This window comes from Egibacter rhizosphaerae (assembly GCF_004322855.1).
GTDB classification, from domain to species: domain Bacteria; phylum Actinomycetota; class Nitriliruptoria; order Euzebyales; family Egibacteraceae; genus Egibacter; species Egibacter rhizosphaerae.
The window spans coordinates 1,076,080-1,099,993 of the sequence record NZ_CP036402.1 but is presented as its reverse complement, the minus strand read 5'-3'; the positions used below and the strand labels follow the sequence as shown (position 1 = coordinate 1,099,993).

Annotated in this window: 26 protein-coding genes; 20 read left to right on the top strand and 6 right to left on the bottom strand. The window is 72.4% G+C overall.

Annotated elements, in window-relative coordinates; genetic code table 11:
- Positions 1-8: 8 nt before the first annotated feature.
- A complete protein-coding gene (locus ER308_RS05155) occupies positions 9-659 on the top strand; it encodes an HD domain-containing protein (protein ID WP_205745913.1) in 651 nt (216 codons plus the stop codon).
- A 4-nt stretch (positions 660-663) separates the two neighbouring features.
- Here the strand turns inward: ER308_RS05155 and ER308_RS05150 are convergent, their stop codons facing one another.
- The gene (locus ER308_RS05150; RefSeq protein ID WP_131153988.1) at positions 664-933 is read right to left on the bottom strand and encodes a DUF4031 domain-containing protein; all 270 of its coding nucleotides are present in this window, start codon (positions 931-933) and stop codon (positions 664-666) included.
- A gap of 48 nt (positions 934-981) precedes the next feature.
- On the bottom strand, positions 982-1,176 hold the full coding sequence (gene rpmB, locus ER308_RS05145; RefSeq protein WP_131153987.1) for a 50S ribosomal protein L28: 195 nt from the start codon (positions 1,174-1,176) through the stop codon (positions 982-984).
- 250 nt (positions 1,177-1,426) lie between these two features.
- Between rpmB and recG the strand changes: the two genes are divergently transcribed.
- The 8 genes from recG (at position 1,427) to ER308_RS05105 (ending at position 8,102) form a co-directional block, all read left to right on the top strand.
- Positions 1,427-3,601: an ATP-dependent DNA helicase RecG gene (gene recG / locus ER308_RS05140; RefSeq protein WP_165491835.1), complete on the top strand. Its 2,175-nt coding sequence runs from the start codon at positions 1,427-1,429 to the stop codon at positions 3,599-3,601.
- 58 nt (positions 3,602-3,659) lie between these two features.
- Positions 3,660-4,235 (top strand): 16S rRNA (guanine(966)-N(2))-methyltransferase RsmD, encoded by a 576-nt coding sequence (rsmD, locus tag ER308_RS05135; protein WP_131153985.1) that lies wholly within the window; start codon positions 3,660-3,662, stop codon positions 4,233-4,235.
- Positions 4,232-4,708 carry a pantetheine-phosphate adenylyltransferase gene (gene coaD, locus ER308_RS05130; RefSeq protein ID WP_131153984.1) on the top strand — a complete coding sequence of 159 codons (477 nt, stop codon included), beginning with the start codon at positions 4,232-4,234 and terminating at the stop codon, positions 4,706-4,708. Before rsmD ends, coaD begins: the two co-directional genes overlap by 4 nt.
- A gap of 142 nt (positions 4,709-4,850) precedes the next feature.
- A complete protein-coding gene (locus ER308_RS05125) occupies positions 4,851-5,507 on the top strand; it encodes an ATP synthase F0 subunit B (protein WP_131153983.1) in 657 nt (218 codons plus the stop codon).
- A gap of 101 nt (positions 5,508-5,608) precedes the next feature.
- A complete protein-coding gene (locus tag ER308_RS05120; RefSeq protein WP_131153982.1) occupies positions 5,609-6,163 on the top strand; it encodes a YceD family protein in 555 nt (184 codons plus the stop codon).
- A 12-nt stretch (positions 6,164-6,175) separates the two neighbouring features.
- Positions 6,176-6,550 (top strand): 50S ribosomal protein L32, encoded by a 375-nt coding sequence (gene rpmF, locus ER308_RS22920; RefSeq protein ID WP_338029783.1) that lies wholly within the window; start codon positions 6,176-6,178, stop codon positions 6,548-6,550.
- Between the two features lie 23 nt (positions 6,551-6,573).
- The gene (gene rnc / locus ER308_RS05110) at positions 6,574-7,275 is read left to right on the top strand and encodes a ribonuclease III (RefSeq protein ID WP_131153980.1); all 702 of its coding nucleotides are present in this window, start codon (positions 6,574-6,576) and stop codon (positions 7,273-7,275) included.
- Positions 7,272-8,102 (top strand): DNA-formamidopyrimidine glycosylase family protein, encoded by an 831-nt coding sequence (locus ER308_RS05105; RefSeq protein ID WP_131153979.1) that lies wholly within the window; start codon positions 7,272-7,274, stop codon positions 8,100-8,102. Before rnc ends, ER308_RS05105 begins: the two co-directional genes overlap by 4 nt.
- A 35-nt stretch (positions 8,103-8,137) precedes the next feature.
- On the opposite strand, the gene ER308_RS05100 is transcribed toward ER308_RS05105, so the two are convergent.
- Entirely contained in the window at positions 8,138-9,175 is a 1,038-nt protein-coding gene (locus ER308_RS05100) for an alpha/beta fold hydrolase (RefSeq protein ID WP_131153978.1), read from the bottom strand.
- A 329-nt stretch (positions 9,176-9,504) separates the two neighbouring features.
- Between ER308_RS05100 and ER308_RS05095 the strand changes: the two genes are divergently transcribed.
- The 4 genes from ER308_RS05095 to ER308_RS05080 all read left to right on the top strand — a co-directional run bounded on the left by ER308_RS05095 (position 9,505) and on the right by ER308_RS05080 (position 16,051).
- Positions 9,505-9,708: a hypothetical protein gene (locus ER308_RS05095; protein ID WP_131153977.1), complete on the top strand. Its 204-nt coding sequence runs from the start codon at positions 9,505-9,507 to the stop codon at positions 9,706-9,708.
- A 241-nt stretch (positions 9,709-9,949) separates the two neighbouring features.
- Positions 9,950-13,804, top strand: a complete 3,855-nt coding sequence (locus tag ER308_RS05090; RefSeq protein ID WP_165491834.1) for an AAA family ATPase — start codon at positions 9,950-9,952, stop codon at positions 13,802-13,804.
- A 144-nt stretch (positions 13,805-13,948) separates the two neighbouring features.
- A complete protein-coding gene (gene ftsY, locus ER308_RS05085) occupies positions 13,949-15,160 on the top strand; it encodes a signal recognition particle-docking protein FtsY (protein ID WP_131153975.1) in 1,212 nt (403 codons plus the stop codon).
- A gap of 3 nt (positions 15,161-15,163) precedes the next feature.
- Positions 15,164-16,051, top strand: a complete 888-nt coding sequence (locus ER308_RS05080; protein ID WP_131153974.1) for a WYL domain-containing protein — start codon at positions 15,164-15,166, stop codon at positions 16,049-16,051.
- Positions 16,052-16,090: 39 nt separating this feature from the next.
- Here the strand turns inward: ER308_RS05080 and ER308_RS05075 are convergent, their stop codons facing one another.
- A complete protein-coding gene (locus ER308_RS05075; protein ID WP_131153973.1) occupies positions 16,091-17,779 on the bottom strand; it encodes a cation:proton antiporter in 1,689 nt (562 codons plus the stop codon).
- A 134-nt stretch (positions 17,780-17,913) separates the two neighbouring features.
- Here ER308_RS05075 and ffh point away from each other — a divergent pair, with 134 nt between their 5' ends.
- Entirely contained in the window at positions 17,914-19,422 is a 1,509-nt protein-coding gene (ffh, locus tag ER308_RS05070) for a signal recognition particle protein (RefSeq protein WP_131153972.1), read from the top strand.
- A gap of 85 nt (positions 19,423-19,507) precedes the next feature.
- Here the strand turns inward: ffh and ER308_RS05065 are convergent, their stop codons facing one another.
- The gene (locus ER308_RS05065) at positions 19,508-19,687 is read right to left on the bottom strand and encodes a hypothetical protein (protein WP_131153971.1); all 180 of its coding nucleotides are present in this window, start codon (positions 19,685-19,687) and stop codon (positions 19,508-19,510) included.
- 38 nt (positions 19,688-19,725) lie between these two features.
- On the bottom strand, positions 19,726-20,070 hold the full coding sequence (locus tag ER308_RS05060) for a metallopeptidase family protein (protein ID WP_131153970.1): 345 nt from the start codon (positions 20,068-20,070) through the stop codon (positions 19,726-19,728).
- Positions 20,071-20,206: 136 nt separating this feature from the next.
- On the opposite strand from ER308_RS05060, the gene ER308_RS05055 reads away from it, so the two are divergent.
- The 6 genes from ER308_RS05055 (at position 20,207) to rplS (ending at position 23,900) form a co-directional block, all read left to right on the top strand.
- Positions 20,207-21,229 carry a calcium/sodium antiporter gene (locus ER308_RS05055; RefSeq protein WP_165491833.1) on the top strand — a complete coding sequence of 341 codons (1,023 nt, stop codon included), beginning with the start codon at positions 20,207-20,209 and terminating at the stop codon, positions 21,227-21,229.
- A gap of 216 nt (positions 21,230-21,445) precedes the next feature.
- Positions 21,446-21,910, top strand: a complete 465-nt coding sequence (rpsP, locus tag ER308_RS22915) for a 30S ribosomal protein S16 (protein WP_131153968.1) — start codon at positions 21,446-21,448, stop codon at positions 21,908-21,910.
- Positions 21,910-22,143 carry a KH domain-containing protein gene (locus ER308_RS05045; protein ID WP_131153967.1) on the top strand — a complete coding sequence of 78 codons (234 nt, stop codon included), beginning with the start codon at positions 21,910-21,912 and terminating at the stop codon, positions 22,141-22,143. Before rpsP ends, ER308_RS05045 begins: the two co-directional genes overlap by 1 nt.
- Before the next feature lie 8 nt (positions 22,144-22,151).
- On the top strand, positions 22,152-22,661 hold the full coding sequence (rimM, locus tag ER308_RS05040) for a ribosome maturation factor RimM (protein ID WP_131153966.1): 510 nt from the start codon (positions 22,152-22,154) through the stop codon (positions 22,659-22,661).
- A gap of 2 nt (positions 22,662-22,663) precedes the next feature.
- A complete protein-coding gene (trmD, locus tag ER308_RS05035) occupies positions 22,664-23,404 on the top strand; it encodes a tRNA (guanosine(37)-N1)-methyltransferase TrmD (RefSeq protein ID WP_131153965.1) in 741 nt (246 codons plus the stop codon).
- A 136-nt stretch (positions 23,405-23,540) separates the two neighbouring features.
- Positions 23,541-23,900: a 50S ribosomal protein L19 gene (rplS, locus tag ER308_RS05030; protein WP_131153964.1), complete on the top strand. Its 360-nt coding sequence runs from the start codon at positions 23,541-23,543 to the stop codon at positions 23,898-23,900.
- Positions 23,901-23,914 lie beyond the last annotated feature (14 nt).

Sequence of the window (23,914 nt, the reverse complement as noted above, 5' to 3'; positions counted from 1 at the left end):
AGCAGGGCGTGGATCCGCTGGCGCTACAGGCCCGTTGGGCGCAGGTCGCGGATCGTCTCGGTGCGACTCCCGACGGTGCCGACGACATCCTTCGCGCGGTCGTGGCCCGCTACGGCGAGCCGCACCGTCGCTACCACACCCTCGAGCACGTCGCGGAGGTGCTCGAGGGCATCGACCGGCTGATCGAGGCGGGCGAACCGGCCGAGGATCCCCTCGCAGTCGAGCTCGCGGTCTGGTTCCACGACGCCGTGCACGATGCCACGGCCGATGACAACGAGGAGCGCAGCGCGGCGCTGGCGGTCGAACTGTTGAGCGGGGCGGGGTTGGCCTCCGAGCGCGTGGACCGAGTGGCCGACCTGGTGATGGCGACCAAGTCGCACCTACCGAGTTCGCCGGACGCGGCGCTGCTGGTGGATGCCGACCTCGCGATCCTCGGTGCCGACCCGGAGCGCTACGACCGGTACGCGGCCGACGTCCGGGCCGAGTACGCGCACGTGGACGACGCCCGCTGGGCGGAGGGTCGACGGGACGTGTTGACCCGGTTCCTCGAGCGACCGCTGCTCTATCACACGGGCACGATGCGCCGGGAGCGCGGTGCGATGGCGATCGCGAACCTTCAACGCGAGATCGCCGCCCTCGAGGTGAGCCGAGGGTCCTGACGGGTCACGGGCGGCGATCGCCCGGACGGGGACGCCGCAGGCCGGCGCGTCGCAGGCGCCTCACGAGGTCGCGGCTGGTGACCGGCTCGGCGCCCAGCGCGATGGCGTGCTCGCGAACGGCGGTCGGGACGTCGTAGTGATCGCCCTGGAACCACCGACGCTCGAGGCCGAGCCGTGCGGCGAAGGCGTGCAGTTCCTCGTGACTGTGGTCGCTCGCGAGATGTGCCCACCGTCGGCCGCGCCACCGCCAGATCGCGTCGTCGACGATGATCACCGGCGGCTCCCGTCGGCCCGGACCCGAGCCCAGCGCGGACGCGGGGCGCTACTGCGGCGGCCGCTGGACCTTGCCGGCCTTCATGCAGGAGGTGCAGACCCGCGCGCGCCGGACGGTGCCGTCGTCCCAGATGCGGATGCGCTGCACGTTGGGGTTCCAGCGCCGCTTGCTGCGCCGGTGCGAAAAGCTCACCTGGTAGCTGAAGTTCGGCTTCTTGTCGCAGATCTCGCAGACGGCGGCCACGGTCGGACCCTTCGGTCGGTTCGGCGCGGAGGTCGGGTGCTGGGCGCGGGTGGTGCGGAGGCGGTGACACCCGCGGGTGCCGCCCGGGCGGCGTGGGCGCTCCCTCGCGGTCCTCGCTGGTCGCGCGAGTGCGGCAGGTCGACACGGCCACCGGCGCGGCGGCAACCCCGGAGCATACCGTGCGGCCAGGATCCTCACCACCGCGCGGGCCTTCCGCGGTCCGCCGCGCGGAGGTGCTTACACTGCCGGCGTGGATGCTCGTCCCTCGCAATCGGCCTCCGGCGGCGCCGACCCCGCGTCCGCGGACCCGGCGTGGCCGTGGCTGGCCGCCGACCTCGAGGAGGTCCCCGGCATCGGCGCCCGCACGGCCGCGGCCCTGCGGCGCCACCTCGGCGTGCGGGCGGTGCGCGACCTCCTCGAGCACTACCCCTATCGAGGCCGGTACCGGGAGGTCGGCCCCGTGGCCTCCTCGCAGCAGACCGGTGTCGGCCAATCCGTCACGATCGTCGGCACGATCGAGAGTTGGCAGACGTTCGACACACGTCGGTCGAACCTCAAGCTCTCCAAGGCCACCCTCGTCGAGGACGGCGGCTCGGTCGTCGACGTGACGTTCTTCAACCAACGATGGCGGCCCCGCCGCCATCCGCCGGGCACGCGGGTCGCGGTCAGCGGGACCCTCGACGAGTTCCGTGGACGCCCGCAGCTCAAGAACCCGAGCCTCGCCGAGCTCGACGGCGACGAGCAGCCCCCGGACACTCGGGCTGCCCACCCGACCTACCCGGCGACCGAGGCCTTGCCGACCCACCGGATCGCGGCGGCCGTCAACGCCGTGCTCGACGTGCTGCCGCCCCTGCCGGAACACCTGCCGGAGGAGCTGCGGGCCCGGTACGGTCTGCCGACGCTGGACGGCGCGGTGCGTGGCATTCACCGTCCCCGCGATGCCGCCGAGGCCGAACGGGCGCGCCACCGTCTGGTCTACGACGAACTGCTCTGCCTGCAGCTGGGGTTGCAACAGCGGCGCGCGCGTCTGGAGGCCGAGACGCGCGGCCTCGAGCAGCAGCCGCAGCGCGGCGGGTGGGCGGACGCGCTCCTCGAGGCACTGCCGTTCCCGCCCACCAATGCGCAGTGGTTGGCGTTCGCCGAGCTGGCGGGTGACCTCGGCAGCGTCAAGCCGATGCATCGGCTGCTGCAGGGCGACGTCGGGAGCGGCAAGACGCTCGTCGCGGCGTGGGCGATGCTCACCGCTCTCGATCACGGCCGTCAGGCCGCCCTGATGGCGCCGACCGAGGTGCTGGCCGAGCAGCACCTGCGCACGCTCGACGACCTGCTGGCGCCGCTGGGGGTCAACCTGCTCGTCGGGCCGCGGGTGGGGCTGCTCACCGGCAGCCAGTCGTCGCGCCGGCGTCGCGAGGTCCTCGCCGAGCTCCACTCGGGCGAACTCGATCTCGTCGTCGGCACGCACGCGCTGCTCGAGCCGGGGGTGTGGTTCGCGGACCTCGGTGTGGTCGTCGTCGACGAGCAGCACCGGTTCGGGGTCGAGCACCGCATGCGCCTGCGCGACAAGCGCGTCGACGAGCACGCCCCCGATGTGCTCGTCATGACCGCCACGCCGATCCCTCGGTCGCTCGCGCTGACCTTCTACGGCGATCTCGACCTCGCGATCCTGGACGAGTTGCCGCCGGGACGGCAGCCGATCCGCACCGAGGTCATCCACACGGCCTCGTCCCGGCGGAAGAAGCTCGAGGCCTTCGTGCGCGAGCGCGTCTCGGCGGGGGAGCGCTGTTACGTGGTCTGCCCGCTCGTTGAGCCGTCCGAGGCGCTCGACGGGGTCAAGAGCGCCACCGACGAGTATCGGCGGCTCGTCGAGGGGCCGTTCGCGGACCTCGACGTCGGTCTCCTGCACGGCCAACTACCGACCGCCGAGAAGGACGCCGTCATGGACGCCTTCCGCGCGGGCGACGTGCAGGTGCTCGTCGCCACCAGCGTGATCGAGGTGGGCCTGGACGTGCCCGCCGCCACGATCATGATCATCGAGGACGCGCACCGGTTCGGCCTGAGCCAGTTGCACCAGCTCCGTGGGCGCGTGGGCCGTGGTGGTGCACAGAGCTGGTGCGTGCTGATGAGCGAGGAGGCGGACGACAACCCGCGGCTGCGGGCGCTGGCCAGCACGCGTGACGGGTTCGAGCTCGCGGAGACGGACCTCGAGCTACGGGGGGAGGGCAGTTTGTTCGACACCCGCCAGTCCGGGCTGCCCGACCTCACGATCGCCAGGCTCGACACGGACCGCGACGTCGTCCGCCACGCGCGCGACGACGCGCGCCTGCTCGCCGCCGACGATCCGACACTCGAGCGGCACCCGCGCCTGGCCGCGGAGGTGCGCCGGCGCTACGGCGACGACGCGCTCGACGCGCTCGAGAGCGGATGAGCGCCGGGTCGAGGGTGGCGGGGGGGTCGCCGCCACGCGCGCTCGGGCAGGGGTCCTGATGGGCCTGCGCATCGTGGCCGGCGCCGCCGGCGGTCGCCGGCTCGTGGCCGCGGACGGCACGCGCCCGACGACCGAGCGCGTGCGCGAGGCGGTCTTCTCCAGCCTCGGCGACCGGGTCGAGGGCGCAGACGTCTGTGACCTCTGGGCCGGTTCGGGTGCGCTGGGGCTTGAGGCACGCTCCCGCGGTGCGGCCAGCGTGGTGCTCGTCGAGCGGGATCGTCGCGCGCTCGCCGCGATCGGGCGCAACGTCGAGGCCGTGGCGCTGGACGGGGTCACCGTGCGGCACGAGGACGTGGCGGTGTTCTGCCGCCATCCGCGCGCCGGCCCCTTCGATCTCGTGCTCTGCGATCCCCCGTTCGCCCTGGCGAGCGACGAGGTGTGGGCGCGGCTCGAGGAGCTGCGGGCCTCGGGCGCCCTCGCCGTGGGTGCGCTCGTGGTCCTCGAGCGCGACCAGCACGACCCCGGTACGCCCCCGCCCTGGCTGGCGGTCGAACGTGAGCGCTCCTACGGTGATGCCCTCGTGCGGACCCTGCGGGTGATGTCGGCGGGGTCGGCGGAAGGGAGGGACGGATGACGACAGCGGTGTGCCCGGGCAGCTTCGATCCCGTCACCAACGGCCATCTCGACGTGATCGAGCGCGCGGCGCAGCAATTCGATCGCCTGATCGTCGCGTGCATGCGCAACATCGGCAAGCGCGGGCTCCTCGACGTGGACGAGCGGGTGGAGCTCCTCGAGGCCGTGACCGGGCACATCTCCAACCTCGAGATCGCGACCTTCGACGGGCTACTGGTCGACTTCTGCCGCGCGAACGGCGTGTCGGTGATCGTGAAGGGGCTCAGGGCCGTCAGCGACTTCGAGTACGAGCTCCAGCAGGCGCAGATGAACGGTCGGCTCGGCGACGTCGAAACGTTCTTCCTGACCACCAGCCCGCTGTACTCGTTCCTGTCGTCCTCGCTGGTGAAGGAGGTCGCCCGGTTCGGTGGCGGGGTCGAGGACTTCGTCGCACCCGTGGTCGCCGACCGGCTGCGGGCTCGACTGCAGGACTGACCGCGCTCGGTCGATCCGCCGGGTGCCCGTGGGGATCGGCTCGCGCGTTCCCCCGGCAGATGCGGCATCCTCCCGACTCGGTGGTGGTGTGTGCGAGGCCGGCTCCGACGACCAGGCCCGACCGGACGGAAGGACCGCTCCAGTGGACGTGGAGGCCTACATCGACCGCATCGAGCGCATGGTTGCCGACGCGCGCCCCGTTCCGCTGTCCGCATCGGTGATGGTGAGCCGTCAGGAGCTCGAGGAGGCGCTCGAGGGGCTGCGCGCCACGTTGCCCGACGAGCTGCGCCAGGCCCGCTGGATCCTGAAGGAGCGCGAGGAGGTGCTCGAGCAGGCCCGCCGTGAGGGTGAGCAGGTCGTCGCGGACGCGCGGCGCGAGGCCGACCGCCTGGTCAGCGACGACGAGGTGATGGCGCGGGCCGAGCGGGAGGCCGAACGCATCGTCGCCGATGCCCAGGAACAGGCGAAGGTGTTGCGCCTCGAGGCAGAGGACTACGTGGACGGCAAGCTCGCGAACTTCGAGATCGTCCTGCGCAAGACCCTGCATGCGGTCGAGAAGGGGCGTGAGCGCCTGGGGGGCCGCCTCGACTCCGACGACCTCGCCGAGCACGACGCTGCCGGGCAGACCGATTCCTCGGCCCGGGAGCGTCCCGATCCCACGGGGGACGTCGGGGCGCGACCGTCCGGATCGGGCGCCGAGAACGTCGAGCGTGTGGCGGGGACGGACGAGGAGGCCCCGATGGACGAGCCGCCGCGGGAGGGCCGACGCCTGTACGACCACGAAACGGGCTCGACGTAGGCCCGTGCTAGGCTTGTCGATCGGGCGCGAGTAACCACCCTGCCTGTGCGCCGAACGCACGGCAGGCGATCTGATCGGCGAACCGGAGCGCTGTCGTGCTCATGACTTCCTCAACCACCGACAACCTGATCCAGGTCGCCGACCTGGTGGATCGACCTGGTGCGTCGCGCGAGGTCGACCTCTCCCTGCCCGTACCCGACGAGTTCGAGTTGCCGCTCGCCGCCGTTCGTGAGCCCGTGCGGCTCGACGGGGTGGTCGAGAGCGTCGTCGACGGGATGCTCGTTCGCGGTCAACTCTCCGCGGAGGTGGGGCTCGCGTGCGCCCGCTGTCTGCGTGCGGTGACGCACCCTGCTCACGTCGACGTCGTCGAGCTGTTCGCCAACCCGGCGGCGCTGGACGAGGAGGACGAGCTCGAGGAGGGCTACGAACTCGCCGAAGGGCATCTCGACGTCACGACCCTGGTGCGGGATGCGCTCGCGAGCGCGATCCCCTACCGTCCGCTCTGCGCAACGGATTGCGCCGGGCTCTGCGCGTTCTGCGGGCACGACCTCAACGAGTCCGACTGCGACTGCGAGGAGGACGATCTCGACCCGCGGTGGGAGGCGCTGCGAGGCCTGCAGTTGCCGGAGGGACACGGTCCCGAGGGCACCGGCTAGCCTGCGGCCCTGGTGGGGAGCCCCGTGCCCGGTTCCCCCGAGAACGTTCCGACCATTCCGACCCGTCCGCGACATTCGCCGTACCCGACCGAGCCACGAACCGGTTCCGGCCGAGCGCGACCGATCCGAGGCCCTCGCGGGCCCCTCGGGGGCGGCCCGCGCCCGGGGCCGGGCGATGCTCGGCGACGGCAGAGAGGAGCACCCGTGGCAGTCCCCAAGCGCAAGCTGTCCCGCTCGAGGACCCGCCGGCGTCGCGCCCAGTGGCTCAGCCGTACGCGTCCGGCCGCTGCTCGCTGCCAGCAGTGCCGCGCTCCCGTGCGGCCGCACACCGTCTGCCACTCCTGCGGAGCGTACGGTGGGCGCCAGGTCATCGACGTCGCCGAGTAGGCGTCCGGCAAGGAGCCGTCGCGGTGGCCGATCCGGAGACCCTACAGCGGGCCCTCGGCTACCGGTTCGCCGACCCGTCCCTGCTCGACCTGGCGCTCGCGCACCGTAGCTGGGCCTTCGAGGCCGGCGGCGAGCCGACCAACGAACGTCTCGAGTTCCTCGGCGACGCGGTTCTCGGGCTCGTGGTCACCGATCGCATCTTCCACCAGAGCCCGGACTCGCCCGAGGGCCGCTTGGCCAAGGCGCGGGCGGCCGCGGTGAACACTCTGACCCTGGCGGCGGTCGCGCGCGACCTCGGTGTCGGTGCGCAGGTTCGGCTGGGTCGGGGCGAGGAGCAGTCCGGTGGCAGGGACAAGGACTCCATCCTCGCGGACACGCTCGAGGCGATAATCGGGGCGGCCTACCTCGATGCCGGCATCGACGCGGCGACCGCGCTCGTCCGGCGCCTGCTCGACGACCGCCTCGACGAGATCCTGCACAGCTCCACCTTGTTCGACTTCAAGACCTCGCTGCAGGAGCGTGTGGCCGCACTCCAGCACACGTTGCCGGTGTACCGGCTCAGCGAGGACGGCCCGGATCATCAGAAGCAGTTCACCGCAGCGGTGTACATCGACGATGAGCTGCTCGGTGAGGGCATCGGGCGGAGCAAGAAGGAGGCCGAGCAGCAAGCGGCCCAGGTCGCGCTCGGAGCCCTGAGCGAGCGTGGAGCGGAGGGGGAGGCGTGACGCAGCTGCCCGAGGCGGAGGTCCTGCGCAAGGAGCTCGAGAAGGAGGTCGTGGGCAAGCGCGTCAAGGACGTGGAGGTCGGTGCGACCCGGCTCGTGCAGCGCCACCGGAACCGCCCGGAGTTCGTCCGTGCTCTGACGGGGCGCAAGATCGCGTCGGTCGTACGGCGGGGCGTGCGGATCGTCTGCGAGCTGGACGAGGGACAAGCGCTCGTCGTCGGCCTCGGTCCGACCGGCTGGATCACCCGGGAGACCGCGAACGCGGACCCGGCCGGCCACGTCCGGGCCCGTATCTGGTTCACGACGGGGGGAGCCCTGCACGTCGCCGATCCCGACGATGCGGCCGAGTTGTTCGTCGTCGAGACCGCCAGCCTCGACGGGATCGGTGAGCTCACTCCCACCGGGGTGGATCCGCTGGCCAACACGTTCACGTGGCACGCCTTCGGGAGCTATCTCGCCGCACGCCGCCGAGAGCTCGCGCTGCTGCTGCGGGACGAGACGTTCGTCATCGGTCTGGGTGACCGCTACAGCGACGAGGTGCTGTGGGCAGCAGGGCTCGATGGTGCCCGGACCTCGAACCACCTGTCGAGCCAGGAGGTGCGTCGGCTGCACCGAGCGCTGTTCGAGGTCCTCTACGAAGCGGTCAAGCAGGGGGGCTCCGGGGGCCAGGAGCCCGAGGGGGACGAGCTCGACGAGGACGAGCCGCCGGCCGCGCACATCAAGGTCCACGGGCGTGCGGCTCAGCCGTGCCCCCGGTGCCGCCGGCCGATCCATCGGGACGAGGTGGACGGTCACCCCATGTACCACTGCCCGTCCTGCCAGACCTGACCTCGGTGCGTCCCGCGCGGGCGCCGCCGGTGGGACTATCCCAGCCCCAGGTCGGTCACGAGACCGCTGATCGCCTCCTCGAGAATGCCGGGGGCGGCGATGACGGCATCGTGATCGGCGTGGATCGTACGGACGGGCGCTCCCGGGAGGAGCGCGGCCAGGCCGTACTGCCAGTTCGGTGGCACCAGGCGGTCCTGGCTCGTCACCACGACGCCGGTGGGCACGTCGATGGTGGGGATCCAGCCGCGGCCGTCGAACCGGCCGAGTTCCCGACCGGCCTCGGCCACATCGTCGGCGCTGCCCCGGTCGAACTCACCGACGAGCCAGGGGAGGCGCTGGACCACCTCGCGGGGCGTCTCTTGGTGGATCATGCGGGTGATGGGGATCGGCAGCCGACCCTCCGCGCGGGCGAGCAGCAGCGATTCGAGCTGGTGTCGGGGCAGGAGGCGCAGCAGGAGTTGCAGCCCGCCCATGGACCGCCACACGAGGCGGTAGGCGGGCGAGTCGGCGTAGTTGGAGCTCGTCGCACAGAGCACGAGGCCGCGCACGACGTCGGGGTGGCGCTGCCAGGTGTGCATCGCGATCGCCCCACCCATGGAGTAGCCCACGAGGATGGCGGGGCCGGTATCGAGACGGCGCAGGAGCGCGGCCACGTCGTCGGCGACGTCGGTGAGGCGGAAGGGTGCGGCCGGTCGCGATCCGCGGCCATGACCCCGGTGGTCGGGGATCACGAGCCGAGCCCGGCGCGCGAGCCCCGGGGCGACGGCGGCCCAGTGCAGGTCGGACGGGAACATCCATCCGTGCAGGAGCGCGAGCGTCGGCGCATCCCGGGAGGGCGCCGGCGTCTCTCGCAGGAACATCTCCCCGCGCCCGGGCAGCGCGAGGGTGCGGCCGGGCGGCAGCCCCGGTGGGGGTTCGGCCACTCCCCGGGAGGCGGTAGGCGGTCGAGGTCGCGAGGCGACGATGTAGCCGCCGACCAGTGCGCCACCCACCCCGAGCCCGATGCCGCGGCGCATCCCGCGCAGCACTCGGCGGGTTCGCTGGGTGGGTCGACCGTGATCTTGCGGCAACATTCGGCCTCCCGGTATAGTGCGCTCGTGAACGCGCGGCTTTCGTGCGTGCGGTGATCCCGCACGGTCGGCGAGCCGCCCATCGACCGTGCCGCACGACGCTGCCCGGTCGAGTCGCGTTCCGCAACGCTGGGGCACGCACCGCGTGTCCAGGAGCACGTCCGAGGCGACGAGGACGGAACCGACCGGTCGCCGAGCGTCGTGCGACCCATCGGGCCCCGTGGACGGATCCGCGGTCACCCGCCGGCCGTCCGGCTGGTGAAGGCCTGAACACCGCAGTCAAGACGAGGCTACCGCGCGCGACCCGCGCGAGATCGTAGGAGGACCCCCGCATGAAGGCACTCGTCGGTTCCTGGGACCACCGTCCGCACCACCTGCTGGCCGAGATCACGGCCCTGCGCACGCGAGTACGCGAGCTCGAGGAATCCCTCGAGGCCGTTCGTCAGGAGCGTGACGCGCTGCGTGAGGCCGTCGAATTCGCGCGAGACGCCGACGACGTGAGCCGCGACGACCGCGAGGTCGCGCTCACCCACTGACCGCAGGGCGTTCCGCGAGTCGCCGTCGGGCCACGGCGACGATGATCCGCGCGAGGGCCGACGACCGTCGTCGGTTCGGGTGTGGTCGCGCGCGTCCCGCGTCCCCGTCACGCATCGCGCCCTGCGCGGTCACGCCCTGCTCTGGTGGCGCCCGGCGGTCGCGTGGAACCCGGCGGTTGTGACGTGCCCGCGGCGGGTTAGACTCCGCCGCCGTGCCGCGACGGGAAGGGGACGACCGGGCGTGCACCTCACGTCGCTCACTCTGCGAGGCTTCAAGTCGTTCGCGGACAAGACGCGGCTCGACTTCGAGCCCGGGATCACGGTCGTCGTCGGCCCCAACGGATCGGGCAAGTCAAACGTCGTCGATGCGCTCACCTGGGTGCTGGGCAGTCACAGCGCGAAGGCGTTGCGCGGTGGCCAGATGAGTGACGTGATCTTCGCCGGGAGCCCCCAGCGGCGGGGCCTGGGGCGGGCGGCTGTCGAGATCACGATCGACAACGCGAGCGGCACCCTGCCGATCGACTTCAGCGAGGTCACCGTCAGTCGCTCCATGTTCGCGAGCGGCGAGAACGAGTACGCCGTCAACGGCGAGTCCTGCCGCGCGCTCGACGTCGCAGAACTCCTGAGCGACACCGGCCTCGGTCGGGATGCCCACTCGATCGTGAACCAGGGGCAGCTCGAGGCGGTCCTCAACTGCAAGCCCGAGGAGCGACGGTCCTTCATCGAGGAGGCTGCGGGCATCCTCAAGCACCGCCGCCGCAAGGAGCGCAGCCTCCGCAAGCTCGCGCAGCTGGACGGTCATCTCGAACGGCTGCAGGACGTCGTCAAGGAACTCCGACGCCAACTCAAGCCACTGGAACGACAGGCGGAGGCAGCACGGACCCACGCGCGCCTCTCGGCCGAGCTCGCAGAGGTGCGCCGCGTACGGGCCGCGCGCGAGCTCGACCACCTCGACCGGCGACTCGCCGATGAGCGGTCGACGGGTGAGGCCTCCACCGAGCGCGTGGCCGAGGTCAGCGCCGAGGTGGACGCCGAGCGGGCCCGAGAACGCGAGATCGAGCAGGCCCTCGAAGCGCTCGCTCCCGAAGCCGAGGAGGTTCAGCGCACGCACTTCCGGCTGTCGACGCTCGTCGAGCGGCTCCGCGGGCTGCGGGAGCGTATCGAGGAGCGCCGCACCGGCCTCACCGAGGCCGTGGAGGAGCCGGTCGCCGGGCGGGACCCCGCGCAGTTGCGGGCGGAGGCGGCGGAGGCCCGGGAGCGGCTCGGGGAGCTCGCGAACGAGATGACCGGGTGCCGCGACGCCCTCGAGCGCACGGAGTCGCAGCGTGCCGAGGCCGAGCGCGCGCGCCGGGCCCACGAGCAGGCCGCCGTGGCGGAGGCCCGCCGTCGCGCGGAGGCCCGCGAGCGGCGCATCCGCTGGGAGGGTGAGCTGAGCGCCCTGCGGTCGTCACTGGCGCAGGCCACCAGCGAGGAAGGGCGCCTCCAGAGCCAGGTGTCGGGGCTGGAGGCGCGCCGCGAGCAGCTGACCCGCGATGTCGAGGCGGTGCAGGCCGAGATCCAACGGCTGGACGCGGAGTCCGGAGACGTGGCCGCGCGGCTCGAGGAGGCCGAGCAGACCGCCCAGCGCAAGGAGCAGGCCGCGAGCGAGGCCGCGAAGGCCGAGCGCGACCTCGAGCGCCGGCGGGCCAGCCTCGACGCTCGTGCCGACGCGCTGCGGGCGGCCGGCCAGGAGGCGACCGGCGGGGCCGCGGCGCTCCTGGAGGCTGTGGATGCGGGAGAGCTGGCGGGGATCCGAGGGCCTCTGGCCGAGGAGATCCGCGTCGCCGACGGGTGCGCCACCGCGCTCGCCGCGGCACTCGGCCCGCTCGGTGACGCCCTCGTCGTCGAGTCCCACACCGCGGCCCGGGAGGCCGTGGCGTACGTGCGGGCAAACGAGTGCGGACGGGTTCTGCTGCTCGCCGCCGACCCGGCCGACTCCGACACGCCCGACGACGCCGACGACACGGCCGATGCCGCCGACGACACGGCCGATGCCGCCGACGCCGAGGGGGACGAGGCGTCCGCCGGAGAGGCGGACGCGATGGCGCGAGCCGGCGCCAGACGGCTCGTCGAGGCGGTCGAGGCCGAGCCGCACGTACGGGCCGCGCTCGACCGGGCGCTGGGGGCCTGTTGGCTGGTCGCCGATCACGACACCGCGGCACGGCTCGCGGCGGCGCACCCCCGTCACGCGTTCGTGACGCCAGCGGGTGAGCTGGCGGGGCCCCGTGGGTACGCGGGGGGTTCGGCCGGACCGTCGAGTGCCGTCCTCTCCCGGGCGGCCGCCGAGCAGGCCGAGGCGGAGCGCGACGCGGTGGACGACGAGCTCCTCCGAGCGCGCCGCCGTGTCGGTGATGCCGAGCGGGAGCTGCAGACGGCCCGCCACGAGCTCGACGCCGCGACGGCCGCCATGCAGGAGTCGGATGCCGGCATCACGAGCGCCGCCGAGCGCCTCGGCCGTCTGCGCAAGGAGCTGGCCGCGTGCGAGGAGGAGCTGGTCACACGACGTCAGCAGGCGGACGACCTCGGGGCCGAGATCGCGCAGCAACGCGAGCGACTGGCGACGCTGGAGGCCCGTGGCGGCGACGAGCCCGAGGGCCCCGACGACGAGGAGGACGAGGACACCCCGGACCTCGAGGCCGAGCGGCTCGACGACGAGCTCGCCAAGGCCCGGGACGCCGAGGTGCAGGCTCGCCTGCGGGCCAGCACCGCCGAGCAGCGCCACGACGAGGTCGCCCGGCAGGTCGAGGCGCTCGAACGGGAGGCCGACGAGGTCGAGGCCCAGCTCGTCGAACGGGAGCGGCGACGCGATGAGCGGCTCGCGGCGATCCAACGGTGCGCCGAGCTTCTCGCGGTCGCCGAAGCCTCCTACACCCGGACGGAGGCGTCGTTGCAAGAGGCCGCCACGGCCCGCGACGAGGTCGAGGAACGTCGCGCGGCCCGGCAACGCGAGCTCGGGGTGGTGCGTGCGCGGGTCCGCGATGCCGAGGGGCGCCTCTCAGAGTTGCGGGACACCCAGCACGCCGAGCAGCTCGCGCGCCAACAGCTCGAGCACGAGCTCACGGCGGTGCGGACTCGCATGGCCGAGGAGCTCGATCTCGACCCGGACGCTGCGCTCGCCGCTGCGCGCGACGGTGCGACCCGTCTCGAACCGGCCGGTTCGCAGTCGGCCGGGGACGTGAGCGGAGCCGGCCCGGTGCGTGCAACCGATGAGGATGCTGACGGGGAGGCCTCCGGGGAGGCCGCGGGCTCTGCCGGATCGGGGGAGCGCTCCGGGGACGACGACCCCGAGCACACCTCCGGGGACGACGACCCCGAGCGCACCCCCGGGGACGATGGCGAGCCGGTTGCTGACGAGCCGGGCCGCCCGCCGGTTCTCGAGGGCGGCGAGGCGCGGGATGCCGAGTTGGCCGATGAGGAGAAGGAGCTCGAGCAGCGGCTCGCGCTGCTGGGTGCCGTGAATCCGTTGGCGCTGCAGGAGTACCAGCAGCTGTCGGACCGCTACGCGTTCATCACGGAGCAGATCGAGGACGTGCGCGGTTCCCGGCGCGATCTCGAGAAGGTCATCTCCGCGGTCGACGAGCGCATCCGCTCGGTGTTCGCGGAGGCGTTCGCCGACGTCGACGCGGCCTTCCAGGAGCTCTTCCCGCGCCTGTTCCCCGGGGGCGAGGGGAACCTGGAACTGACCGACCCCGACGACCTGCTCGAGAGCGGCGTCGACGTGGTCGCGCGACCTCCGGGCAAGCGGGTGAAGCGGCTGTCCCTGTTGTCCGGCGGGGAGCGCAGCCTGACCGCGATCGCCATCCTCTTCGCGATCTTCCGCGCCCGGCCCTCACCGTTCTACGTGCTCGACGAGGTCGAGGCGGCCCTCGACGACGTCAACCTCCAGCGCTTCCTGGAGGTGGTCGGGGATTTCCGCGAGACCAGCCAGCTGATCATCGTGACCCACCAGAAGCGCACCATGGAGGCCGCTGATCTCCTCTACGGGGTGACGATGGACGGCAATGGCGTCTCGCAGGTGATCAGCCAGCGAATGGACGAGCAGGTCGCCGCCGGCTGAGTAGCCGACGAGCCGGCCGGCTTCCCCAGGGGGCGGGTATCACCCCGCCGTCGCCGACGCGTCGCCCGGTTAGGCTGGCACCGCACGGAGCCGATCCCGCAGCGGCCGGCCCCGGACGGCCGCTCCGACCCGTTCGAAGGCGCGATGGACACCGACCTGCTCACGATCCTGGCCGTGGTCATCGGCGTGCTCGTCGTCGGCGGTGGGGCCTTCCTCGTCCGCGGCCGTGGCGCGCCCCCCGACGAGGGGGCGGAGCCCGCCGACCGGCAATCCGGCGCTCCCGCAGCCACCGCGGAGTCGACGACCGAGGCGCCGGCCCCCACCGAGGAGAGCTCGGCACCGCCGGCGGAAGCCCCCGAGGCTCCCGCTCCACCGTCCGAGGCCGCCGACTCAGTCGTCGAGCCCGCGGCCCCGCTCAGCCCCACCGAGCGGTTCCGCCAGCGGCTCGGGCGCGCACGCTCGAGCCTCGGGAACACGGTCGCGTCGATCTTCAGCCGAGGGATCACGGACGAGGCGTGGGACGAGCTGGAGGAGGCCCTGATCGCCGCCGACGTCGGTGTCGAGGCGACGACCGAACTCGTCGAGGGGCTGCGCGAACGGGCCAGGGCCGAGGGGATACGCACCGGTGACGAGGCGCTCGGCCTGCTCAAGGAGGTCCTGCGTCTCGAGCTGGGCGTCGCCGACCGCACACTGTCCCGTCGGGAGGACGGGCCGAGCGTGTGGCTCGTGACCGGGGTCAACGGCACCGGCAAGACGACCTCGATCGGCAAGCTCGCCGCCCGCCACGTCCGCGAGGACGAGCAGGTCGTCCTGGCGGCGGCGGATACGTTCCGAGCGGCGGCGGCCGACCAGCTCGAGCGCTGGGGCGAGGCCGTCGGTGCCCGGGTCGTTCGGGCGGCCGAGGGTGCCGATCCCGCGAGCGTCGCCTTCGACGGGCACGCCTCGGCTCGAGCGGCCGGTGCCGACCTGCTGCTCGTCGACACCGCCGGCCGTCTGCAGAACAAGAAGGAGCTCATGGCCGAGCTCGGCAAGGTCAAGCGGGTGCTCGACCGCGAGGCCGGGCAGTGCGACGAGGTGCTGTTGGTCCTCGACGCGACCGTCGGCCAGAACGGGCTCCAGCAGGCCCGCGCGTTCATGGCGGCCGTCGAGGTCTCCGGGGTCGTGCTGACCAAGCTCGACGGGACCGCACGGGGAGGCATCGTGATCGCGATCCAGCGCGAGCTCGGGCTGCCGGTCAAGCTCGTCGGGCTCGGCGAGGGGGTGGACGATCTGGCACCGTTCGACCCGGACGCGTTCGTCGAGGCCCTGTTCGCCGAGGTCGCGCAGGACGTCACGTTGGGTGAGGACGAGGCCTAGCCGATGGATGGGGGTCGCCGCAGCGTGACGGACGCCCGGGAGGCACTGCGGCTGCTCGGCGACGACGAGCCTCCCGCGCACCGTGGCGCGGCTCAGCGACGCCTGCGGGAGTGGCTGGCGAGCCCGGGCGAGGTCCGTCGCCTGCTCGATGACGCGCCGGACGGTGCGCGCGAGGTGTTCGTCACCCTGGTCCGGGAGGGGTCCGCCACGGTCGAGGCCCTGTTGGGTCGGGGCTGGTGGGGCCGTGGGGCGTTGCCGCCGCCGCTCGACTGGCTCCAGCGGCGCGGACTCGTCGATGCGGATCTCGACGGGCTGGTCCGCGCCGAGTCCGCCGCCGTCGACGGGTTCCTCGCCCAGACGCTCGACCTGCCCGCTGCCGAGGACGGAGGGTCTGGCCTCGGGCAGGCCCGTGTCGAGGCCGCCCGCAGTGTGGTGGTCGCCGAGGCGGGGGAGCTCGACCCCCTCCTCGCGGTCGCCGGCACCGACCTGCGGCTGGTTGCGCCGACGGTCGCGGTCAGCTCACGTCCCCCCGACGAGGTCGCCGCCCTGCTGCGTCGCGCGGGCGTGGGCCTCGCCGACGACGCGTCGGTCGCGGTGACGCCCGGGTCCCCCGCGCTCGCGACGACGTCCGAGGATGCCGTCGGCCCCCGCGCGATCCGCGAGATCCTCGCGCGCGCCGTCGCGGAGGAGCGCCAGGTCCAGCTCGAGTACTTCGCGTCGTCCCGGGGTGGCGCCGCGACCGAGCGCGCGGTCGATCCGTGGCGATTCGCCGACGATCTGCTCGTCGGTCACTGCCACCTGCGGGGGGGTGAGCGCACCTTCGCCCTCGACCGGATCGGGCGCGCCCGGCTGCTCGTCAACCCGATCGTGCACTCCGCCCCCGCGGACTGACCCCGAAGCGGGGCCAGCGGTGGTCCGAGGGAACGCGGGTCAGAGCTCGAGCTCGGTTTCGAGCAGGCGGGTGACCGCCTCGTGGGCCGCGTCGCGCATCGGGAACAGGACGATGTCGGGCCCGGCCTCGCGAAGGATGCCGGCGTCCTCCTCGACCGCGGCGGTCAGCGCGACGCGGCCGCGGTATCCGGCCTCCCGCAACGCCTGGAGGAGGGTGAGGTTCGCATCGAGGTCGCGGACGGTCGACACGACCCACCCGATCGAGTCGAGCGGAAGGTGCGAGACCAGCTCCGGGTCGGCGGCGTCACCGAACTTCGGGAGCACCCAGCCGGTCTCGTCGCCCTGCGGGACGTCGGGGTCGAGTTCCTCGGTGACGTGCCGCACGACCTGGGGGTCGTCGTCCACGCCCAGGACGCGGTGTCCGCGCGCCGCGAGGTCGGCGGCGATCCGTCCGCCGAACCGGCCGAGACCCAGCAGCACGACGTCGGCCGAGGGCGCCTCGACCGCGCCGAGGTCCCGTTCGCGCAGAGTTCGCCGCTGGACCCGGTCGAGGACCGGGGACAGTCGACCGTAGATCTGCTTCGAATACAGGATGAGGTACGTCGACAGTCCGATGGTGATGATCCCCACGAGGGTGATGAGCCCGAGGGTCTCCTCGCCGATGTGCCCGACCGACAGGCCGAGCGCGGCGAAGATGAGGCTGAACTCGCTGATCTGGGCGACGGTCAGGCCGGTGAGGAATCCCGTACGTGCCCGGTAGCCCATCGCCGTCATGATCCCGAGGACGATCAGTGGGTTGCCGATGAGTACGAACAGGCTGAGGACGATCGCGGGTCCGACCTGCCCGCCCGCGTCCGTGAAGTCGAGTTGCACCCCGAGGGTGATGAAGAAGAACAGCAGCAAGAAATCGCGAACCGAGACGAGCCGTCCCCCGATCGCCTCCCGGTAGCCCGTGGAGGCCAGGCTGATGCCGGCCACGAAGGCGCCCACCTCCTCGCTGAAGCCCAGGAGATCGCCGACTGCGGCGAGGGCCACCGCCCAGGCGATCGCGAACAGGACGAGGAGCTCGCGCTCGCCGGCCAGCCGTTCGAGCAGGCCGGGCAGGACGAACCGCATCAGCAGGGCGATCACCGCGACGAAGGCCGTCGCCCGCAGCCCGACCACGCCGAGCTCGACGAGCACCTCCCCGGCCGCGGCCGCCTCCCCGGCCTCCCCGAACGCCGAGAGCGCGATCATGACGACCACGACGACGATGTCCTGCACGATGAGGATGCCGAGCGCGATCTTGCCGTGGGTCTCCTCGACCTCCTGCTTCTCGGTGAGCAGCTTCACGATGATGATCGTGGAGCTGAACGTGAGCGCCACCGAGACGTAGACGGCCGGCACGACCGCGAACCCGAGCATCAGCGCGAGCGCGAACCCGATGAGCGAGGTGAAGGCGACCTGCCCGAGGCCAGCGACGAGCGCCACGGGACCCACGTTGCGGATCAGGTGCAGGTCGAGCTTCAGACCGACCACGAACAGCAGGAGTGCGATGCCGATCTCCGCGAGGACGTCGAGCGCCTCGGTCTCCTGGACGACGCCGAAGCCCACCGGCCCCACCAGGATGCCGACGAGGATGAAGGCGACGATCAGCGGCTGCTTGAGCCGCGAGGCGATCGTGCCCGCAGCGGCGGCGACCAGCAGGAGGATCCCGATCTGTTGGAAGACGCTGTCGAGCTCGAGCAACGGGGGCTCCTTGTGGGCACCTCGGACTCGGACGGGGCGGTGGTCGCGGGGCGCTAGACTCGAGGGCCGCGCAGCGCCTTCAAGTCCCGGCAACCGCAAGCGCCCCCGTCGGCGCGACCCCGTGAGGTAGGTCGATGTTCAACGCTCTCTCTGACCGCCTCGAAGCGGTACTCGGCGGCCTCAAAAGCCGCGGCAAGCTTACCGAGGAACAGGTCGACGCGACCCTGCGCGAGATCCGTCTCGCCCTCCTCGAAGCCGACGTCAACTTCAAGGTCGTCAAGACGTTCGTCGCCCGGGTGCGGGAGCGGGCGGTCGGCACCGAGGTGTCGGGGGCACTCAACCCGGGCCAGCAGGTCACCAAGATCGTGCACGAGGAGCTCGTGCGCATCCTGGGCGAGCAGTCCGCGCCGCTCGATCTCGGGAGCGCCTCGCCGGCCGTCATCATGCTCGCCGGCCTGCAGGGTTCGGGGAAGACCACCGCCGCCGGAAAGCTCGCGGCACAGCTCAAGAAGAAGGGCCGCACGCCCCTCCTCGCGGCGTGCGACCTGCAGCGCCCCGCGGCGGTGGATCAGCTGAAGGTGCTCGGTGAGCGCGCCGGGGTCGCGGTCCACGCCCCGGAGGCCGGCGGCGACCCTTCCGCCGACCCGGTCGCGGTCGCGCGGAGCTCGATCGACGAGGCTCGGCGCCTCGGGGCCGGGGTGGTCATCGTCGACACGGCCGGCCGCACCAACGTCGACGACGCGATGATGCAGCAGGCCAGCGACATCCGGGAGGCCGTCGAGCCCGCGGAGACGCTGTTCGTCATCGACGCGATGATCGGCCAGGAGGCCGTCACCGTCGCCAAGGCGTTCCAGGAGGCGGTCGACTTCACCGGGGTCATCCTGTCGAAGCTTGACGGCGACGCCCGCGGCGGCGCGGCCCTCTCGGTCGCCGAGGTCACCGGGCGGCCGATCAAGTTCGCGTCGGTGGGCGAGAAGCTCGAGGAGTTCGAGGCGTTCCATCCCGACCGCATGGCGGGCCGGATCCTCGGCATGGGCGATGTGATGACGCTCATCGAGAAGGCCGAGGAGGCCTACACCGCCGAGCAGGCCGCCGACCTGGAGACCAAGCTCAGCGAGGACAGCTTCACGCTCGAGGACTTCCTCGAGCAGTTCCAGCAGATCCGCAAGATGGGCCCGCTGCAGAACGTGCTGGGGATGTTGCCGGGGGTCGGCAAGCAGCTCGAGGACGCCGACGTCGATGAGAGCCAGCTCAAGCGGGTCGAGGCCATCATCCAGTCGATGACCCGGCACGAGCGGCACCGACCCGACGTGTTGAACGCCCGGCGCAAGCGCCGCATCGCGGCGGGCAGCGGACGCACGGTCCAGGAGGTCAACGAGCTCCTCAAGAGCTACGAGCAGATGCGCAAGATGATGAAGCAGATGGCGGGGGGCCGAGGCGGGCAGGAGCAGGCCCTGAAGCAGCTGCAGGGAGCAGGAGCCCCGGGGATGGGTGGCGGCGGCATGGGCGGCGGGATGGCCGGACTCGACCCCAACGCCCTCGCCGGTCTGCCGGGCGGCGGTGGAGGTGGCGGTGCGCCCGCGAAGGGGCACAACAAGAACGTCCCGAAGCGGAAGCAGAAGAAGAAGCGCAAGAAGCGCTAGGTCCGACCGCGCGGCTGCCGATCCGACGCTCGGCCTCGGGGACGCACTCGGGTCGGTGAGGGCGGGCAGCCGCGGCGGCGGCGTTTCAGCCGCCTCGACCCCGCCCCTCGTCGTAGATGACCGTATCGGCGAGCCGGTGGGTGCCGTACCAGACGAGCGCGGTCGTGACGCCCGCGACGAGACCGAGGACCACCCGGCCGGTGAACGCCCACCCGATCGCGACGCCGACCACCCCCAGGGTCAGCGCGCCCGGCCAGCCGAACATCGCTCCGCGAGGCGCCGGTACGTGCCACCGGCGCGCCACTAGCCCCACCCCAACTGGTGGAGTTCCTCGTCGTCGATGCCCACGTGGTGCGCCAGCTCGTGGATGACCGTGATCCGGATCTCCTCGACCAACTCGTCCTCGTCGTCGACGAGGTCGCACAACGGCAGGCGGTAGATGGCGATCCGGTCGGGCAACACCCCGCCGTAACTGTCGCGCTCGGTCATGGGTACGCCCTCGTAGAGCCCGAGGAGCTCGGGCTCCTCGGGATGTTCGTCCTCGACGACGACCGCGACGTTCTCGAAGCGCGCCGCGAGCTCCTCCGGGATCAGGTCGAGGGCGTCGTCGACCAGGTACCCGAAGCGCTCCTGCGGGATCGGCTCCATGCAGGCTCCTCGGGATCGCAGACGGGGCGGTCCTCCGTCACGCGGGGTGGCGCGGATCGCGCAGCGGGCCGCGCGCGGTGCGCTAGCGTACCGTCGGCTGGCGCGATGCCCGGTGCCGGCCCCGGCAGGAGGGACCGTGCTCGATCACCCGCTCGCGTTGCTGACAGGCATCGTTATCGGGCTCGTGCTCCTCACCGTCGCCGCCGACCGCTTCGTCGTCGGGGCCGCACGTCTCTCCCTCTCCCTGCGCCTCCCGCCGGTCGTCGTCGGTGCCGTCGTGATCGGATTCGGCACCAGTCTGCCGGAGTTCCTGGTGAGCGCGCTGGGCTCGGCGCAGAACGCCACGGGCGTGGCCTACGGCAACGTGGTCGGGTCGAACACCGCCAACATGCTGCTCGTGCTCGGCGCCGCTGCGGTGGTCTCACCGGTCACCACGACGGTCACCACCCTGCGGCGTGAGGTCCCGATGATGCTGGTGGGCGTCGTGCTCCTCGCCGGGCTCGCCGCCGACGGCTTCGTCGGTCGCCCCGAGGGGGCGGCACTCCTCGCCGTCGGAATCGCCGCGCTCGGCCTCCTCACGTGGTTCGCGGTCGCGGATCGAGGGTCAGGGCGGTTCGCCGCCGACGTCACCGAGACTGCTGGTGGCACCGGCGGTACCGAGCACGGTGCAGGACCGCCGGGCGGACGGAGCACGCCGCGGACATGGCGCGGCCATCGTGCCCGTGCCGCCTGGATGACCGTGGTCGGGCTCCTCGGGACACTGGCCGGCGCCCACCTGCTGGTGATCAGCGCCAGCGGCCTCGCTCGAGCGGTCGGCATCGCCGAGGCGGTGGTGGGACTGACGGTGGTCGCGATCGGCACGAGCTTGCCCGAGCTCGTGACCGCCGTGGCCGCGGCTCGGCGCCGGCAGGCCGATCTCGTGGTCGGCAACGTGCTGGGCAGCAACCTGTTCAACGCCTTGCCGGTGGCCGGTGTCGCGGCCCTCATCTCGCCGGCCCGCTTCGAGCCGACGTTCGGGTGGGCGTTGGCCATCATGGTGGTGGCCTGCCTGGTGGCCGGGGGCTTCCTGGCGACCGGGCGCCGCATCAACCGGGTGGAGGGGGTCGGCCTGCTCACCGGCTTCGTCGCGGCGATCACCGCGGTCGTGTGGTGGGGCTGAACACGGGCGGCCGGACGCCGTGGCACGTCGATCCTTCCCTGCGCTATCCTCGACCCCGGCCCGCCCTGCGGCGGGCTTCGCGTGCGTGCGGCGACCCGGACCGCACACCCGTCCACGGACCGAGGTGGGCGCGCCGGAACCGAATCCGGCGGCACGATGCACCGGCTGAGGCCGGTCCGACACGCCCGGGGGTGTCTCCCGAAAGGTTTGGCACACATGGCCGTCAAGATGCGCCTACGGCGCGAGGGAAAGAAGAAGCAACCGTTCTACCGCGTGGTGGTCGCCGACGTGCGCTCGCCGCGTGACGGTCGGTTCATCGAGGACCTGGGCTACTACCAGCCCCTCGCCGAGCCGTCCGCGATCGAGATCAATCACGAGCGCGCACTCGCGTGGCTCCACGACGGGGTGCAGCCCAGCGACGCGGTGAAGCGCTTGCTGCGGATCACCGGTGTCTGGGAGGAGTTCCGCCCCGGTGACCCGGGCAAGGACCGTACGGCCAGGAACGAGCGCAAGGAGGCCTCGAAGGCCGCACAGGCGGAGGCCGTCAAGCGTCGCGAGGCCGAGCAGCAGGCCGCGAGCAAGTCCGCTGCCACCGAATCGGCGGGCGAGGAGTCCGCCGAGCAAGCGACCGCGGCCGAGGGCGCGGCCTCGACCGACGAGTCGGAGGTCACGGAGTCGTGATGGCCGTCGACGTTCTGGACTACCTCGCCCGCAACCTCGTGGACCATCCCGACGAGGTGCAGATCACCGAGACCGACGACGAGGGCCAACTCGTCCTCGAACTGCGCGTTCACGCGGAGGACATGGGCAAGGTCATCGGCAAGCGCGGACGCACCGCGAAGGCCATCCGCACGATGATCAAGGCCGCCGCCACCCGAGACGGCACGAACGCCACGGTCGAGATCGTCGAGTAGCGCGACCGGTGAGCGGCCACGCGATCGTCGGGACGGTCGGCAAGCCGTTCGGTCTCCACGGCGAGGTCTACGTGCTGCCCGATCCCGACATCGGCCCGACCTTTCGGCCCGGACTCGCGTGTCGGCTCCCGGACGGGGCTTCCCTGGTCGTGGCCGACAGCCGTGCACACGGGCGGCGCACGATCGTCGCCTTCGAGGGGGTCACCGACCGCGAGGCCGCCGAGGCTCTGCGGGGGGCGACACTCGCGGTTGCCCGCGACGACATCCCACTCGCCGAGGATGCTCACTGGGTCGATGACGTGCTCGGCCGCGAGGTCGTGGACGCGGCCGGTGAGACCATCGGCGTCCTCGAGGGCGTCCGCGACGGCGCCGCTCACGACCTGCTCGTGATCGCCCGTCACGACGGCGGGGAGGTGCTCGTCCCGGCCGTCGACGAACTCGTGGACCTCGCCGCCGATCCGGTGATCGTGCAGCCGGTTCCCGGGCTGCTGGACCCCGACGCCCCCGAGCGTGAGTGACCGTGCGCATCGACGTGCTCACGCTCTTCCCCGAGTGGTTCGCCGGACCGCTGGACGCGAGCCTGCTCGGTCGTGCCCGCGACCGAGGCCTCGTGAGCGTGGAGCCCCACGACCTGCGCGACTGGGCGACCGACCGGCACCGCACGGTGGATGAGCCTCCCTATGGGGGCGGTGCGGGCATGGTCCTGAAGCCCGAACCCTTCTTCGCTGCGGTGGAGGGCCTGTACGGCGCGGTGGAGGCCCGTCCCCGCACGATCGTGTTGACGCCGCGCGGGCGGCTCCTCGACCAGGCACTGGTCGCCGGGTTCGCGCGGGAGCGCGCGCTGCTCTTGCTGTGCGGTCGTTACGAGGGCATCGACGAGCGCGTGCACGAGGGCCTCGCGCACGACGAGGTCTCGATCGGGGACTACGTCCTCGCCGGCGGCGAGGTCGCGGCCGCGGTCCTGATCGAAGCCGTCACGCGCCTCCTCCCCGGGGTCATGGGCAACGAGGAGAGCGCGTCCGACGAGTCCTTCGCCGAGGGCCTGCTCGAGTACCCGCAGTACACGCGTCCGCTGGAGCTACGAGGGATGCGGGTGCCGGAGGTGCTGCGCTCCGGCGACCACGGAGCCGTGGCCCGCTGGCGCCGGGAGCGTGCCGAGGCGCGGACCCGGGCGGTGCGCCCGGATCTGTGGGCCATCCGCGATGGTCCGGACGCGCCTGACGGGGACGGGCCCGCGAGCCCGCGCGATCATGGCGATTGACTGGGCCAGCGTCGCGCCGTAAGCTGTCCTGTCGGGCCATGCGCGACGCCGACCCTGTGCGCGCCATCGCAGCACGGGCGCACCCGCGTTCCCGCCCGACCCTCAGCCATCCGACGACGCGCCCTTGGAGCCTGCCGTGAACGCCACCGACTTCGTCGACATCGAGCACCTGCGCGACGACATCCCGGATTTCCGACCCGGTGACACGGTGCGCGTGCACGTCCGCGTCACCGAGGGCAGTCGCACCCGGACCCAGGCGTTCGAGGGCGATGTCATCGCGCGCAAGGGCGACGGGGTCCGCGAGACCTTCACCGTGCGCAAGATCAGCTTCAACAACGTCGGCGTGGAGCGCATCTTCCCGCTGCACGCGCCGGTCATCGATCGGATCGAGGTAGTCCGGCGCGGGCGTGTGCGGCGCGCGAAGCTCTACTACCTCCGCGACCGCGTCGGCAAGCAGGCGCGGATCGCGGAGCGTCGCGAGTCGAGCCGTGCGTAGACGCCCGGGTGCCG

What these genes read in the sequence shown, in the direction of transcription:
- rsmD (WP_131153985.1), top strand. Translation starts at nt 3,660, where the DNA reads ATGGGCCTGCGCATCGTGGCCGGCGCCGCCGGCGGTCGCCGGCTCGTG.
- coaD (WP_131153984.1), top strand. Translation starts at nt 4,232, where the DNA reads ATGACGACAGCGGTGTGCCCGGGCAGCTTCGATCCCGTCACCAACGGC.
- ER308_RS05120 (WP_131153982.1), top strand. Translation starts at nt 5,609, where the DNA reads ATGACTTCCTCAACCACCGACAACCTGATCCAGGTCGCCGACCTGGTG.
- ER308_RS05100 (WP_131153978.1), bottom strand. Translation starts at nt 9,175, where the DNA reads ATGTTGCCGCAAGATCACGGTCGACCCACCCAGCGAACCCGCCGAGTG.
- ER308_RS05095 (WP_131153977.1), top strand. Translation starts at nt 9,505, where the DNA reads ATGAAGGCACTCGTCGGTTCCTGGGACCACCGTCCGCACCACCTGCTG.
- ftsY (WP_131153975.1), top strand. Translation starts at nt 13,949, where the DNA reads ATGGACACCGACCTGCTCACGATCCTGGCCGTGGTCATCGGCGTGCTC.
- ER308_RS05080 (WP_131153974.1), top strand. Translation starts at nt 15,164, where the DNA reads ATGGATGGGGGTCGCCGCAGCGTGACGGACGCCCGGGAGGCACTGCGG.
- ffh (WP_131153972.1), top strand. Translation starts at nt 17,914, where the DNA reads ATGTTCAACGCTCTCTCTGACCGCCTCGAAGCGGTACTCGGCGGCCTC.
- ER308_RS05065 (WP_131153971.1), bottom strand. Translation starts at nt 19,687, where the DNA reads ATGTTCGGCTGGCCGGGCGCGCTGACCCTGGGGGTGGTCGGCGTCGCG.
- ER308_RS05060 (WP_131153970.1), bottom strand. Translation starts at nt 20,070, where the DNA reads ATGGAGCCGATCCCGCAGGAGCGCTTCGGGTACCTGGTCGACGACGCC.
- rpsP (WP_131153968.1), top strand. Translation starts at nt 21,446, where the DNA reads ATGGCCGTCAAGATGCGCCTACGGCGCGAGGGAAAGAAGAAGCAACCG.
- ER308_RS05045 (WP_131153967.1), top strand. Translation starts at nt 21,910, where the DNA reads ATGGCCGTCGACGTTCTGGACTACCTCGCCCGCAACCTCGTGGACCAT.